Genomic DNA, 14,162 nt, shown 5'->3' on the forward strand with positions numbered 1-14,162 from the left:
CGGTGAGGCACAGGCCGCTGGCGCCGTTGACGATGCGGTAGGCGCCGGTGGTCGGCGCGGCGTTGGAGACGCCGGTGAACACACCGCCGACCAGGGCCACGACCCCGGCGACGGCGCCGACTACCCCCGCTGCGTTTCTGGTGCTCCTTCTCAAGGCCGAGCTCCTTGCGTGTCGTGCAGGACCCCTGACCGAGGGGATGAATCCTGGTCCCACGAGGAATTCATGAATGTAAACGGCATTCATGAATCGGAACTGACTCCAAGTTACGGAGCACGCGGATACGGGTCAACGCAGCACCGGGCATCTCACCGTCCGCTCCGGCCGCCCGCGGGTCCGACCAGGTGAGAGCCGAAGTGCCGCGGCCATCGCGGTGAAAGTTTCATGAAACACACGTGTGACGCTCCCGGCGGGCGCGCCCCCGCAACGACCGCCGGCCGCCGTCGTGGACACGACGGCGGCCGGTGTGTGGGAGGGCTCAGCGCGCGCCGGCGCCGGCCGTGACGACGGACTTGACGCTCGACGGGGTGTCGAGGGAGTAGGAGTAGGGGATGGAGGCCACGCTGCCGCCGGCGTCCCCGCTTCCCGAGCCGACCAGGTAGTTGTTGCGCGCCACGAGGTTGCCCGGGGCCGACGACCCCTCACCGCGGTGGTAGGGATCCTGCACGTTCTCGAAGTAGTTGCCCTCAACCAGCACACCCGCCCCCTCGGTGGAGGCGACGCCGTACCCGCTGTTGCGGTTGTAGTAGTTGTTGAAGACATGCACCGGGTTGCCGAAACGCACGCGCGGATGCCGCTGGGTGGTCCCGTCGAACCAGTTGTGGTGGTAGGTCACCCGAAGGTGCCCGCGGTCCTCCGCGCCGTTGTCGTCGCTGTGACCGAGCAGCATCGTCTTGTCGTGGTTGAAGAGGTGGTTCCACGACACGGTCACAAAGTCGCTGGCCCGCTTGACGTCGATGGCGCCGTCGTAGCCGTGCGACAGTGTGTTGTGGTCGATCCACACGTTGGTCGAGTACTGCACGTTGATCGCGTCGTCGCTCCAGTCCCGGAAGACCAGGTTCCGGATGATCACGTTCTTGGCCTCCGACACGTTCAGGCCGCAGCCGACGATCGTGGCCCCGGAGGCGCCGACGATCGTCTTGTTCGACCCCACCCTGAGCATGCCCGAGCACGAGATCGTGCCGGACACCCGGACCACGGAGGCGGTGGTCCCCTGGATCGCGCTCGTCAGGGCCGAGGCGCTGCTGACCGTGACCGTGCCCGCGTTCCCGCCGCCGGTGGTTCCGCCGTTCTGAGTGGCCCAGCCGACCAGGCCGCTGCCGTTGCCGCCCGGGGTCTGGGACGGGCTGGGCGACGGACTGGGTGACGGGGTGCGTGAGGGACTGGGTGACGGGGTGCGCGACGGGGAGGGCTGGCCGGACGGCGATCCGGTGACCCCGCCGGTGCAGGACACCCCGTTGAGGGTGAACGCGGTGGGCACGGGGTTGGACGAGCCCGACGTCCCCTGGAAGCCGATCGAGGTGCTGCCACCGGTGCCGATCGACCCGTTGTAGGAGAGGTTCGTCGCGGTGACACCGGCGCCGCTCTGCGCGAACGTGGCGCCCCAGCCGCTGCTGACCGTCTGGCCGGCCCCGAAAGACCAGCCGAGGGTCCAGTTGGACAGCGGGTCGCCGAGGTTGGTGATCGCGATGTCCGCGACGAACCCGCCGTCCCACTGCGAGGCGACCTTGTAGTCGACCCGGCAGCCCGAGGCGGCGTTCGCCGCCGAGGAGGTCACTCCGACGAGCCCGGCGGCGGCTGCGGCCACCGCGGTGACCGCTCCAAGTAACGCCGCGTGATGTCTGCGTACGGACATCTTCCTGTCCCCTTTCAACCCAAGGATGATGACGACACCGGTCCAGCCGACCGGCGTTCGAGCAGGCAGCGCCGAGATGAGGCGCGCGGATCCCAGGCGGTGACCTCGTTCGGCTACATGGATGCGGTTTACATACGGGTGGTGGTGGCGTGAACGTAACCACGAGGACGGGACGGGTCAACGAAGCGCTTCGACACCGCGGCCGCATCCCGCGAACTGCCTGACAGGGGGCCTCATCGGCCGGAGCGCGCACCTGAAAGTTGCAGGTTCGAGACGCGAAGCCGCGGCCGGCCGCGTACGGGAACATGACCGCGGTGTTAGCGGGGCGAGATGATCGGCAACTAAGGTGATCCGCCGTTCGTCGGGATTAGTACCGGTATCCCGTTGACATGAAGGAGATCCGTGTATCCCCCACCGCAGCAGAAGCGCCGCCGCAGCGTGGCCCCGTTCATCGTCGCGGTCATCGTGGCGGGAGCGCTCATCGTCGGCCTCAAGACGGTGTTCGGCGGGATGCCCGACGTCGGGAAAGCCTTCCGCGGCGACGCGGGCGGCGACTCGGCCGGACGTGCCTGCGGGGACGACGGGATCACCCTGACCGTCTCCGCCTCCAGCGACAAGGCCGAACTGCTCCGCACGATGGCCAAAAGCTACAGCGGCCACGAGGTGGACGGCCGGTGCGTGGACGTCGTGGTGAGCTCCAAGGCGTCCGGTGACGCGATGCAGGCGCTGGCACGCGGCTGGAACGCGCGGCAGGACGGGCCGAAGCCGGACGTGTGGACGCCCGCGTCCGCCGGGTGGGTCGCCCTCCTGCGGCACCGCGTCGAGGGCGGCGACCGGCAGTCGCCGGCCTCCGCCGACAACCCCACGATCGCCAAGTCGCCGCTGGTCATCGCGATGCCCAAGCCGATGGCGCAGGCGCTCGGCTGGCCGTCGAAGAAGATCGGCTGGTCGGACGTCCTCGATCTCGCCGACGACCCGAAGGGCTGGGCGAAGTACGACCATCCCGAGTGGGGCCGGTTCCGCCTCGGCAAGACGAACCCGAACTTCTCCACCTCGGGCCTCAACGCGACCGTCGGGGCCTACTTCGCCGCCACCGGGCTGTCGGGCGACCTCACGGAGCGGGACGTCACCGGGGCGAAGGCGCGCGACTTCGTCAAGGGCGTCGAGCGGTCCATCGTGCACTACGGCGACACCACGCTGACCTTCCTGACGAACCTCCAGCGCGCCGACGACGCGGGAACGGCCATGTCCTACATCTCCGCGGTGACCGTGGAGGAGAAGTCGGTGTGGGACTACAACCAGGGCAACCCGACCGGCGACCCGAAGACACTCGGCGACCACGCGAAGCCGAAGGTCCCGCTGGTGGCGATCTATCCCAAGGAGGGCACGCTCTTCTCCGACCATCCGTACGCCGTGCTGTCCTGGGCGGACGCGGCGAAGAAGGCCGCGGCGGCCGACTTCCTGAAGTACCTGCGGGCGTCCGACCAGCAGAAGGAGTTCGCGAAGTACGCGTTCCGGTCGTTCGACGGCAAGCCGACCGGCCACATCACGGCCGCCGACGGCCTCGACCCCAAGCAGCCGGCGACCACGCTGAGCACCCCGACCCCGCAGGTGCTCGACCGGATGTTGCGAAGCTGGGCGGAGCTGCGCAAGCCCGCCAACGTGCTGATGGTGATGGACGTCTCCGGCTCGATGGGCGCCGACGTCTCCGGCACCGGCAAGACCAAGCTCGACCTCGCGAAGCAGGCCGCGGTCAACGCGCTGCCGCAGTTCGGCCCGAACGACCGCGTCGGCCTGTGGATGTTCTCCCTCAAGCAGGACGGCGAGAAGGACTACCGCGAGCTCGTGCCCATGGGCAGGAACAACCAGTCGCGCCTCAAGAGCCGCATCCAGGGCCTGATCCCCAGCGGCGGCACGGGCCTGTACGACACCGCCCTCGCGTCGTACCAGGAGGTGCTGCGGCACCAGAGCGGCGACGCCATCAACGCGGTCGTGTTCCTGACCGACGGCAAGAACGAGGACAACAACTCCATCTCCCTCGACGACCTGCTGCCGCAGCTGCGTCAGGAGACCGGCCAGGACACGGTGCGCATGTTCACCATCGCGTACGGCGGCGACGCCGACCTCGACGTGCTGCGGCGCATCTCGCAGAGCACCGACGCGGCGGCCTACGATTCCCGCAAGCCCGTGAGCATCGACCAGGTGTTCACCGCCGTCATCTCCAACTTCTGACGATCTCCGACTTCTGACCGGGAGCCCCCTTGTCCCGCTTCACCGAGGAACTGCGCGACCCCTGGGCGCTGCTCCTGGGCGCCACGGCCGCCGGCGCGGCCTGGGCGGTCGACGTCCATCCGGCGGGGGCGGCCGTCGCCGGCGTGGCGGTGTGGCTCACCAAGGCCTTCGCCTCCGCGTGGCAGTCCACAGGAGACGAGAGCCGCCCCGAGCCGCAGGGGCCGCCGGTAGCACGCGGCAGCGCGGAGGAGGCCTGGCTGCGGCGGGCCGAGCGCGCCGCCGGGTCGTTCGCCGACCTGGCCGGCTCGATGCGCGGGCAGATCCTGCTCGACCGGATCGCGGACATGCGCCCGCAGGTGGACGACACGGTCGGCACGTTGCGGCGGCTGGCCGGGCACGCCTCCGTCACCGGGTCCGCGCTCGCCCGTTTCGACCCCCGTTTCCTCGACCAGGAACGCGCCCGGCTCACACAGGCCCGCCGTACGGCACGTCAGGAGGTCGCGGGTGAGCTCGACCGGTCGATCGCCGCGCTGGACGCGCAGCGTGAGGTGTACGGCCGGCTGTCCGGCGCGCGGGAGCGGGTGCTGGCCCGGCTGGAGTCCGGCGCCATCAGCCTGGAGGGCCTGGTCGCGCGGGCCGTCGAGATCTCCGCCATGACCGCGACCTCCGGCGGCGCGGACGGCGGCGGCCAGGCGCTGCACGACCTGACGACCGAGCTCGAACTCACCCGGCAGAGCCTGCACGAGGTCGAGGAGGCGACCCGCCGCGACCTCGGCCCCTGACAGAGGCCCAAAGGGCGGCGCGAAGGGCGGCACAGAGGGCGGCTCAGAGGGCGGCGAGGAGGCGGGCGAGTTCCTTCGGGCCCGCGTTGCCGCCCGTGCAGACGACGGCGACCCGCCGCCCGGCGAACTCCTCGCGCCGGGCCAGCAGCCCGGCCAGGGCGGCCGCTCCCGCTCCCTCGGCGAGCGTGTGGGCCTCGCCGAGCAGCATCCGCTGGGCCCGCAGGATCTCGTCGTCGCCGACCAGGACGAAATCGTCCAGCCGGTCCCGCATCACGGCCTGGGGCGTCGCGAACGCCGAGCCCGTGGCGAGGCCCTCCACGACGGTCTTGACCGGCCGGTTCACCAGGGCGTTCAGCCGCCACGAGTCGTGCGCGGCGGGGGCCTGCGCCGACTGGACGGCGATCACCCGGCAGCCGGGCGCGAGCGCGGCCGCGGCCAGGCACGCCGCCGCGGCTCCGGTGCCGCTGCCCACGGGCACGAACACCGCGTCAAGGTCCGGCCGGGCGGCGAACATCTCGGCGTAGAGCGTGCCGACCCCGGCGATGATGTCCGGCTCGTCGGCCGGGCCGATCAGCCTGCGCCCGGTGCGCTCGGCGAGATCGCGGGCGTGCCCGGCGGTCTCCACCATCGTCGCGCCCCGGACCTCGACGGTCGCGCCGAGCGCCTCGACCGCCGCCACCTTGGCCGGGTTCGGGTTGTCCGGCATCAGCACCGCGCAGGGCACGCCGTACAGGCGGGACGCGTACGCGATCGACTGGGCGTGGTTGCCGGTGGAGTACGTGACGACCCCGCGACCGCGGTCGGCCATCCGGGCCAGCAGCGTGATGCCGCCGCGCACCTTGAACGCTCCCGTGGGCTGCACGTTCTCGTGCTTGACGTACACCTCCACGCCGACCGCCGCGTTGAGCACCGGATAGGACCACATGGGCGTCTCGGGGAGCTGGTGGGCGATAAGCCGCCGAGCGTCCAGAATGTCGCGAATGCCTGTCATACGCACCAGCGTGGCCGCACACTGGTGAATACGTCCAACTGAAGTGTTCGAGGAAACCGATAGACATGGTTGATAGATGACGATCGACGTCGTACGACTGCGTGTCCTCGTCGCGCTGGCCCGCGCGGGCACGGTGACGGCGGCGGCCCGCGAGCTGCACTACTCACAGCCGTCGGTGAGCCACCACCTCGCCCGGCTGGAGGCGGAGACGGGCGCCAAGCTGGTGCAGCGGGTGGGGCGCGGCGTCCGCCTGACGGAGGCGGGCCGCCTGCTCGCCGAACGCGGCGCCGAGATCCTCGGCCGCCTCGACGCGGCGTCCGCCGAGCTGTCCGCGCACGTCGGGCTGCGGGCCGGGCGCGTACGGCTGGCCGCCTTCCCCTCGGCCCTGGGCACGTTCGTCCCCGCCGCCGCCCAGCGGCTCGCCAGGGAGCATCCCGGGCTGGACCTGCGCCTGATGGAGGCCGAGCCACCCGAGGCGCTGCGCCTGCTGCGGGCGGGCGAGGTCGACGTGGCCGTCGTCTTCCGGTACGGCGGGACCGGCCCCGAGGACGACGGCGTCCGGCTGGTCCACCTGCTCGACGATCCGAGCCTTCTCGTCACTCCTCTGGGGGCCGCCTCAGGAAGCGACCTGGCGGCGTACGCCGACGCCCCCTGGATCGCGGGCTGCGAGCGGTGCCGCGCCCATCTGCTCGCGCTGTGCGGCGAGGCGGGCTTCGAGCCGCGCGTCTCGTTCACGACGGACGACTACGTGGCCGTGCAGGCGATGGTCGCCGCCGGGCTGGGCGTGGCGGTCCTCCCCCGGCTGGCGCTGTCGGCCCATCGTCATCCGGACGTGCTGACCTCCGATTTACCGGGCCCGGCCCGCCGGGTCCACGCCGCCACGTACGGCGAGCCGCCCGACCCGCCCGCCACGGCGGCCCTGGTCGCCGCCCTGCTCCGGGCTCAGCTCGGCGCGGGCGACGGTGCGGGGGACGGCGTGGGGCCGTCGTTGTCCAGTTCCGTGGCGCTCCAGACGGCGGTCCCGGTGCCGGGAAGCTGACTGATCCGGGACAGGAACGTGGCGGTGCCGTTCGACGAGTCGGCGTCCTCCTCCGCGAAGACGAGGAGCGTCTGCCAGGTGCTCCACGTGTCCGCGGGGAAGAGCAGCCGGGGGCCGATCAGCAGATCGGAGTCACCGGACAGCCGCTCGCTGTCGACGGTCACCCAGCCGTACGACGGCCGGCCGCTGAGCCGTACGTGGATGACCGCCGAGCCGCCCTCGGGCACGGCGATGTGCGACGGCGAGACGATGACGCCGGGCGTGGGAGTGACGGTGGGGGTCGGCGAGGGGCTCCACGAGGAACTGGAGACCGTTGTTCCCTGAGCGGCGACGGCCGCACCCGGACCGGCGAGCCCGGCCGCGGCGGACGCCGTGGCCACGACGGCCGCGAGAACGGCCGCACGACGCAGGCGGGCGGGGGCGAGTCGCATCGACACCTCCACGAGGAAGACGCAGGACCATCCGGCGATCACCGGCGGTGCTCCCAGCGTCGTTTCTTCTCCGCGGCCTGTACAGGAACCGCGGCCTGGCGCTCTCGTCCCACCACCCTCGTCCCACCGGCCGTACGGCACGCCGCCGGGCCGGTCCACCTGGGCGAACGCCGCCCGAGACGGTCGCCGGTGGCCGGGCGATGCGGCCGCGGGCCGGTGAAAGATTCAGCCGGCCCGGCGAAACTCCGCCGCGGCGTTCGGGCCTTCCGCACAGGCGGCGGCGAGTTCGTCCAGGGACAGGCCCAGCGCGGCGGCGAGCGCGGCGACCGTGAAGAAGGCCGGGGTCGGCGCGCGGCCGGTCTCGATCTTGCGCAGCGTCTCCGCCGACAGCCCGGCCGCCGCGGCGACCTCGATCATGCTGCGTTCGCCACGCGCCTGCCGGAGCAGGGCGCCGAACCGCTCCCCCCGCTGCCGCTCCTCGGGGGTCAGGGGCACTCTCACCATGACTGTGATACTAATACCGGGATACTTATACCGGTATAGTTATTGGTGCCACTTGGAGGGGTGCGTCATGGTGGAGATCAAGACCGACGCAGCGCTGGACGCGATGCGGGAGGCGGGGCGCGTCGTCGCCCGCGCGCTCGACGCCGCGCGCCGGACGGCGGCCGTCGGGATGCGGCTCAGGGAACTGGACGAGACGGCGCGGGAGGTGCTGCGCGAGGCGGGGGCGCGTTCGCCCTTCCTCGGCTACCGGCCGCACTTCGCGCCGAGCCCGTTCCCCGCGGTGATCTGCGTGTCCGTCAACGACGCCATCGTGCACGGCGTCCCGGGCGACTACCGGCTGCGTGACGGGGACGTCGTGGGCGTGGACTGCGGGGCGGAACTGGACGGCTGGACGGCCGACGCCGCCGTCACCTTCGTCGTCGGCACTCCCCGCGCCGGTGACGTGGAGCTGATCGACACGACCCGGCGGGCGCTCGACGCGGGGATCGCCGCCGCGACCGTCGGCAACCGCATCGGGGACATCTCCGCGGCGATCGACGCGGTCGCCCGCGACGCCGGGTACGGCATGCCGAGGGACTTCGGCGGCCACGGCATCGGCCGCCGGATGCACGAGGACCCGCCGGTGCCCAACCACGGCCGCCCCGGGCGGGGTTATCCGCTGCGGCACGGCCTGGCGCTGGCCATCGAGCCGATGTTCATCGCCGGCGGCCGGGACGGCTACCTCACGGCGGCGGACGGCTGGACGTTGCACACCACCGACGGCAGCCGGGCCGCCCACATGGAGCACACGATCGCGATCACCGAGGACGGCCCCCGGGTGCTCACCCTGCTCTGACCGGGCGCTTTGAAGGGGCGCCCTGACTGGGCGCTCTGACCGGGCGTTCGCGAAAAATCGGGATGCCCGCACGAGGGCGGCGTCCGTACGATCCGGACATGCCTACGCTGCCCGCACTCGCCCTCTTCGCCGCCGCCACGCTCGCCCTGCTCGTGGTGCCTGGACCCGCCGTGCTCTACATCGTCACCCGCAGCGTCGCGCAGGGCCGTACGGCGGGGCTGGTGTCGGTCCTCGGCGTCCACGCGGGCTCACTGGTGCACATCGCCGCCGCGGCGCTCGGGATCACCGCGCTGCTCGCCGCGTCGGCCACGGCGTTCGCCGTCGTCAAGTATCTCGGCGCCGCCTACCTCGTCTACCTGGGCGTACGCAAGCTGCTGCGGCGGCCGGAGACGGAGGCCGCCGAGGTCAGGGTCGCCTCGCACAGCCGCCTGTTCGGCGAGGGGTTCGTGGTCAACGTGCTCAACCCGAAGACCGCGATGTTCTTCCTGGCGTTCCTGCCGCAGTTCATCGATCCCGCGCGCGGGCCGGTGGCGCCGCAGGTGCTGGTGCTCGGGGCCGTCTGGGTGGCGCTCGGCATGGCCAGCGACGGCACGTACGCGCTGCTGGCCTCGGTGCTGGCCGGGCGGCTGCGGTCGTCGGCGCGTGCCCGGCGGCGGCTCGACCGGGGCAGCGGCGTCGTCTACCTCGGTCTCGGCGTCGTCGCCGCCCTGGCCCGTGAGGGCGCCGCGAAGGCCTGACCCGCCGGTCGTGCGACCCGGGACATTTGTACTGCCGGAGTCGGGATCGGCGAATCTGTCCGGCGGAACCGGGTTCCGGGAGGCTTGAGGCGCAGGAAGACACCAGCGCCCACCCCCGGAGGAGCCGCGCCGATGACGCAGACCCTGACCTCCCCTGCCCTCCCGGCCGCTTCGGCCGCTTCACCGGACGCCGCCCAGGCGCGGAAGGGCAACCTCCGCCGGATGCTCGTCCCGCTGGCGCTGGACATCGCCGCGCCGCTCGCCTGCTACTACGTCCTGCACGGCGCGTTCGGGCTGAGCGAGGTCGCCGCGCTCGCCGTGAGCGGGGTGATCCCGGCCATCCGGGTGATCGCCGGGATCGTCCGCGAACGGACCCTGAACGGCATGGCCGCGCTGACGCTCGTGGTCAACGTGGCGGGCATCGCGCTGAGCTTCCTCACCGGCGACGCCCGGATGATGATCGCCAAGGACTCCGGTCTCAGCGGGGTGCTCAGCCTGGCGATCCTGCTCTCGGCGTTCACGCGGCGGCCGGTGATGACCGCGGGCATGCGCCTGTTCGTCACGCAGGGGAACGCGGCGAAGGAGGCGGCCTGGGAGCGGCTCGCGGAGGGCTCGGCCCGGTTCCGCCGGGCCGAGCGGAGGTTCAGCGCGATCTGGGGCGGCGTGCTGCTCGCCGAGTGCGTGGTCCGGCTGGTCGGCGCGTTCACGCTGCCGGTCGCCACGATGATCTGGCTGTCCAACGTGCTGCTGCTCGCCGCCATCGCGCTGGGGCTTGTGCTCGCGGGCGCGTTCGGTTCCGGGCCGATCATGGGGATGGTCGGCATCGAGGCCAGGAGTGGGCGATGAGAGGCAGAGGCATCAATTACGACACCGGTTTCCTCCCGGGTGGACACACCTCGCGGGAGAGCTTCGACCCGGAGACGGTCCGGGAGGAGATGCGGGTCGTCGCCGAGGAGCTGAACTGCACCGCCGTACGCGTCACGGGCGGCGATCCGGAACGGATCGGCGTCGCCGCCCGGCACGTGCGCCAACACACACGTGCGCCTACACAGGGGCAGGCGCACGTGGCGGCATGGCGTGGGCCATCGTCGACGACACGGCCCAGCCGCCCCGGCTGAACGGCGACTGCCTCCGCGACGAGGGCGAGCAGGTCCGCTACCTGCTTCTAGCCCACCTGAGGACCGCCGCGGCCCTGGATCATGGCGTGGGTGCCGCTGGTGCGCCAGGCGCGGCCGGTCGCGTCCAGCTCGGCCACGGTGCGCTCGGGCACGCCGACGAGCGCGTCCGACTTCAGCGTGCGGAGCGCGACGACCGGACCGGGGAAGTAGCCGGTGACCGCGGCGAACGGGGTGGCCGGGGGCCACATCCGGTCACCGGTCAGTCTGCGGTAGTTCAGGTCGCCCTTCATGATCGTGAGGTCGGCCGCCGCGAACTCGCCGCGCAGGTCGTCCGGCATGTCCGCGTACGGCAGCGGGGCGCACGCGAACGGATGCGCCCGCAGCGTGAGCCGCCCGTCCTCCGTCGCCGCCCAGAGCCGGGCGCCGGCCTCCCCCGCCCGGCCGGGGGCCGCGGCGAGCCACCGCAGGCACGCGAGCACGTCGGACGGCGTGGCGTCGGACACGAAGTAGGGGACCGGCTTGACGTGCAGCGCGACCTCCCTCGCCTGCCCGTGGGCGAGGAGATGGTCGGCCAGCACGAGATCGGGCAGCAGCTCCCGCCCGGCGTTGTCGGCGACCAGGCAGATCCTCGCCGGAGCCAGGTCGCCGAGCAGCGCCCGCAGCAGGGGGCCGTCGTCCACGACCAGGCCGGTGGCCCGCTCGCCGCCGCCGGCGCCTGTGGCGCCGTGGGAGAGGTCCGCGCGGTTGCCCCAGAGTGAGCCGAGCAGGAGCGCCTCGGCCCGCTCGTCCGGGGACAGCGCGGCGGTCTCGTCGAGCGCGGCGAGCTCTCCGTCCACGTCCGGCCCGTCGAGCTCGGCCTGCTTCAGGGGGCCGAACGGGTCGACCCCCCGCCACGGGCCGTCGCCGAAGTATCCGGTGGCCTCCAGCAGCTTCCGGTAGAAGTAGCTCTCGGCCCACAGGAACGGCGCGTCGACCCAGCGGCCGCCGATCTTGCCGCGGCCCCACTCGGCCCAGGCGGCGCCGTCGTGCGCGGACGGCTCCAGCGGCTCCATGACGTCGCGCTCGACCTCGCCGAGGAGCCGGTCGAGCGCGCGCCGCCGGTCCGGTGTGTACGGCAACGCCTCCCTGACCTGCTTGATCAGGACGGGATGCCGCTCCCGGAACACGCTCAGCGCGTACGACCCCGGGACGTTGCCGAGGATCGGCGCGGCCTCCGGCGTCTCGTCCCGGGCATCGTCCAGGGCACGGCTCATCCGGCGTCCTCCCCCGCTCGTGACACTCCACCGTCAGTAAAGCGCAGGGCGCCGCACGAGCCGCACCGCCCCCTCTGCTCACGCGTTAAAGTCAAATTTCATGACAATGTGGGATTGCGGCCATACCACTGTCGCCGTAGTTTCCCGGTATGGATCTGGAGATCCGCCACCTCAGGATCGTGCACGCGGTAGCCGAAGCCGGGAGCGTCACGAAGGCGGCCACCCGGCTAGGCCTCGCCCAACCGTCCCTCACCGCCCAGCTCAAACGCATCGAACGCTCACTCGGAGGGCCGCTGTTCGAACGCGACCGCAACGGCGCCCGCCCCACTCCCCTCGGTGAGATGGTGCTGGCCCGCGCGCGGGTGCTGCTGCCCGCCGTACGCGACCTCCAGGAGGACGCCGTACGGTTCGCCAACACCTCGGTCAAACTGCCCGGCTACCGGCTCGGCGCCACGCACGGCCCCATACTCGGCGGGCTCGTCGAACGGCTGACCGCGGCGCAGCCCGGGATCCCGATCACCACCCGCACCTCCTGGTCGGCCGACGAGCTGACCGGGCTGGCCGCGGCCGGCCGGCTCGACTTCGTGCTCCTCGGCAGGTGCGGCGACAGCCCCCCGCCTCCGGCCGACGCGATGAGCTGGACCACGGTGGGCATGGACCCGGTCTTCGTGCTCCTGGGCGAGGAGCACCCCCTCGCCGGGGAGAAGGAACTGGAGCTGTCCCGCCTCGCCGACGAGCGCTGGGTGGTGGCCCCGGGGGACGGGTGCTTCTCCGACTGCTTCGCCACCGCCTGCGCGCGTGCCGGGTTCGTGCCCGAGTCCATCTACGAGACGGACGTCGGCACCTGCCTGCACCTGGTCGGCGTCGGCAAGGCCGTCGCCCTGTGCCAGGCCACGTTCCAGCTCACGTCCGGGCTCGTGATGATGCCGCTGGCGGGGGCTCCGCTGGGCTGGCGGCACCTGCTCGGCTGGCACTCGGGATCGATCGGCGCGCGGGCCGCGCCGGTGGTGGCGGCCCAGGCACGAGCCGCGTACGCTGACGCCGTCAGGCGCAGCTCACGCTACGCGGACTGGCTCGTCACCAATCCTGACTATGGTGCCGTGCCGTGACATCCTTCGCGGAGGAGCTTTCCATAACGCCGTGATAGGGGCGAACTGATAGATCCGCGTGACGCGGATGGTCGGTTACGTTGACGGCACCCCCCGAAGACAAGGAGAGCCCCACATGCTCCGCAGACGCACGGTAACCGCCGCATGCGCCCTGGCCGTCACGGCCCTCGCCACGGTCGCCACCCCGGCCCTGGCCGAGCCGAGCAACTCCTCCGCCTCTTCCATCGGCACTCCGTCGCCCGGCATGATCGAGGCGATGCAGCGCGACCTCGGGCTCAGCGCCGACCAGGCCAACGCCCGCCTGGCCAACGAGGCCAAGGCCATGAACACCGACGCCAAGGTCCGGGCCACGCTCGGCGACGCCTACGCCGGATCCTGGGTCTCCGGCGTCACCTCCGACAGCCTGATCGTCGCCACCACCGACGCCTCGAAGGCGGGCGCCATCCTGTCCGCGGGCGCGCAGCCGACGGTCGTCTCCCGCAATCTGGGCGCCCTCGACGCCACCGCGGCCGCGCTGGACAAGGCCGCCGCCGGCGCGCCCGCCTCCGCCGCCTCTCTCTGGTACGTCGACGTGCGCACCAACAGCGTGGTCGTGCTGGCCTCCGACACCGCCGCGGCGGAGAAGCTCGTCGCGGCCAGCGGCGCCGACAAGTCGGCCGTACGCGTCGAGCGGTCGGGCGAAGCGCCGCAGACCTTCTACGACATCCGCGGCGGCGACGCCTACTACATCGGCAGCTCGGCCCGCTGCTCGATCGGCTTCTCCGTGCGCAAGGGCAGCACGCCCGGGTTCGTCGACGCCGGGCACTGCGCCACCGCCGGAAGCACCGTGTACGGCTACAACCACGTCCTCATGGGCACCTTCCAGGGCTACTCGTTCCCCGGCAACGACTACTCCTGGGCGGCGGTCAACAGCAACTGGACCGTCAGGCCCTGGGTGAACAACTACAGCGGCGGCAACGTCGTCGTGAAGGGCTCTTCCGTGGCAGCCGTCGGCTCCTCGATCTGCCGGTCCGGCTCGACCACCGGCTGGCACTGCGGCACCGTGCAGCAGCTCAACGCCAGCGTCCGCTACTCGCAGGGCACGGTCAGCGGGCTGACCCGCACCAACGTCTGCGCCGAGCCGGGCGACTCCGGCGGCTCGTTCATCTCCGGCAGCCAGGCCCAGGGCGTGACCTCCGGCGGCTCCGGCAACTGCTCCAGCGGCGGCACCACCTACTTCCAGCCCGTCAACGAGATCCTCTCCGTCTACGGCCTCACCCTGGTCACCGGCTGATCACC

At 72.1% G+C, this 14,162-nt stretch carries 14 protein-coding genes; 9 read left to right on the forward strand and 5 right to left on the reverse strand.

The features are described 5' to 3' along the window. Positions 1-476: 476 nt before the first annotated feature. A complete protein-coding gene (locus FED44_RS08190) occupies positions 477-1,853 on the reverse strand; it encodes a pectate lyase family protein (protein ID WP_138460281.1) in 1,377 nt (458 codons plus the stop codon). 402 nt (positions 1,854-2,255) lie between these two features. On the opposite strand from FED44_RS08190, the gene FED44_RS08195 reads away from it, so the two are divergent. Together FED44_RS08195 and FED44_RS08200 are read left to right on the forward strand one after the other, a co-directional pair. After that, positions 2,256-4,085: a substrate-binding and VWA domain-containing protein gene (locus FED44_RS08195; RefSeq protein WP_111699451.1), complete on the forward strand. Its 1,830-nt coding sequence runs from the start codon at positions 2,256-2,258 to the stop codon at positions 4,083-4,085. A 29-nt stretch (positions 4,086-4,114) separates the two neighbouring features. Beyond that, on the forward strand, positions 4,115-4,867 hold the full coding sequence (locus FED44_RS08200; protein WP_138460282.1) for a hypothetical protein: 753 nt from the start codon (positions 4,115-4,117) through the stop codon (positions 4,865-4,867). A gap of 43 nt (positions 4,868-4,910) precedes the next feature. On the opposite strand, the gene FED44_RS08205 is transcribed toward FED44_RS08200, so the two are convergent. Continuing rightward, positions 4,911-5,858 (reverse strand): threonine ammonia-lyase, encoded by a 948-nt coding sequence (locus FED44_RS08205; RefSeq protein ID WP_138460283.1) that lies wholly within the window; start codon positions 5,856-5,858, stop codon positions 4,911-4,913. Between the two features lie 76 nt (positions 5,859-5,934). On the opposite strand from FED44_RS08205, the gene FED44_RS08210 reads away from it, so the two are divergent. Then, the gene (locus tag FED44_RS08210; RefSeq protein ID WP_138460284.1) at positions 5,935-6,897 is read left to right on the forward strand and encodes a LysR family transcriptional regulator; all 963 of its coding nucleotides are present in this window, start codon (positions 5,935-5,937) and stop codon (positions 6,895-6,897) included. On the opposite strand, the gene FED44_RS08215 is transcribed toward FED44_RS08210, so the two are convergent. Both FED44_RS08215 and FED44_RS08220 read right to left on the reverse strand, forming a co-directional pair. Beyond that, complete coding sequence (locus tag FED44_RS08215) at positions 6,801-7,370, reverse strand: hypothetical protein (RefSeq protein WP_111699447.1); 570 nt, start codon at positions 7,368-7,370, stop codon at positions 6,801-6,803. The two genes, FED44_RS08210 and FED44_RS08215, sit on opposite strands and share 97 nt — an antisense overlap. Positions 7,371-7,553: 183 nt before the next feature. Then, positions 7,554-7,832, reverse strand: coding sequence for a helix-turn-helix domain-containing protein (locus FED44_RS08220; RefSeq protein WP_138460285.1), 279 nt, complete (start codon positions 7,830-7,832; stop codon positions 7,554-7,556). 67 nt (positions 7,833-7,899) lie between these two features. On the opposite strand from FED44_RS08220, the gene map reads away from it, so the two are divergent. The 4 genes from map to FED44_RS08240 all read left to right on the forward strand — a co-directional run bounded on the left by map (position 7,900) and on the right by FED44_RS08240 (position 10,522). Beyond that, positions 7,900-8,667 carry a type I methionyl aminopeptidase gene (gene map / locus FED44_RS08225; protein ID WP_138460286.1) on the forward strand — a complete coding sequence of 256 codons (768 nt, stop codon included), beginning with the start codon at positions 7,900-7,902 and terminating at the stop codon, positions 8,665-8,667. Positions 8,668-8,765: 98 nt separating this feature from the next. Next, positions 8,766-9,404, forward strand: coding sequence for a LysE family translocator (locus FED44_RS08230; protein WP_111699474.1), 639 nt, complete (start codon positions 8,766-8,768; stop codon positions 9,402-9,404). 132 nt (positions 9,405-9,536) lie between these two features. Next, positions 9,537-10,250, forward strand: a complete 714-nt coding sequence (locus tag FED44_RS08235; RefSeq protein WP_208758892.1) for a VC0807 family protein — start codon at positions 9,537-9,539, stop codon at positions 10,248-10,250. Then, positions 10,247-10,522, forward strand: a complete 276-nt coding sequence (locus FED44_RS08240) for a hypothetical protein (RefSeq protein ID WP_187406055.1) — start codon at positions 10,247-10,249, stop codon at positions 10,520-10,522. Before FED44_RS08235 ends, FED44_RS08240 begins: the two co-directional genes overlap by 4 nt. A gap of 47 nt (positions 10,523-10,569) precedes the next feature. Here FED44_RS08240 and FED44_RS08245 read toward each other — a convergent pair whose 3' ends face one another. Further along, the gene (locus FED44_RS08245; protein WP_138460287.1) at positions 10,570-11,775 is read right to left on the reverse strand and encodes a damage-control phosphatase ARMT1 family protein; all 1,206 of its coding nucleotides are present in this window, start codon (positions 11,773-11,775) and stop codon (positions 10,570-10,572) included. A 149-nt stretch (positions 11,776-11,924) separates the two neighbouring features. On the opposite strand from FED44_RS08245, the gene FED44_RS08250 reads away from it, so the two are divergent. Continuing rightward, entirely contained in the window at positions 11,925-12,884 is a 960-nt protein-coding gene (locus FED44_RS08250; RefSeq protein ID WP_111699443.1) for a LysR family transcriptional regulator, read from the forward strand. A 115-nt stretch (positions 12,885-12,999) separates the two neighbouring features. Next, positions 13,000-14,157, forward strand: coding sequence for a S1 family peptidase (locus tag FED44_RS08255; RefSeq protein WP_138460288.1), 1,158 nt, complete (start codon positions 13,000-13,002; stop codon positions 14,155-14,157). Positions 14,158-14,162 lie beyond the last annotated feature (5 nt).

It is taken from the genome of Microbispora triticiradicis, assembly GCF_005864065.1.
In the GTDB taxonomy this organism is placed as follows: Bacteria; Actinomycetota; Actinomycetes; order Streptosporangiales; family Streptosporangiaceae; genus Microbispora; species Microbispora triticiradicis.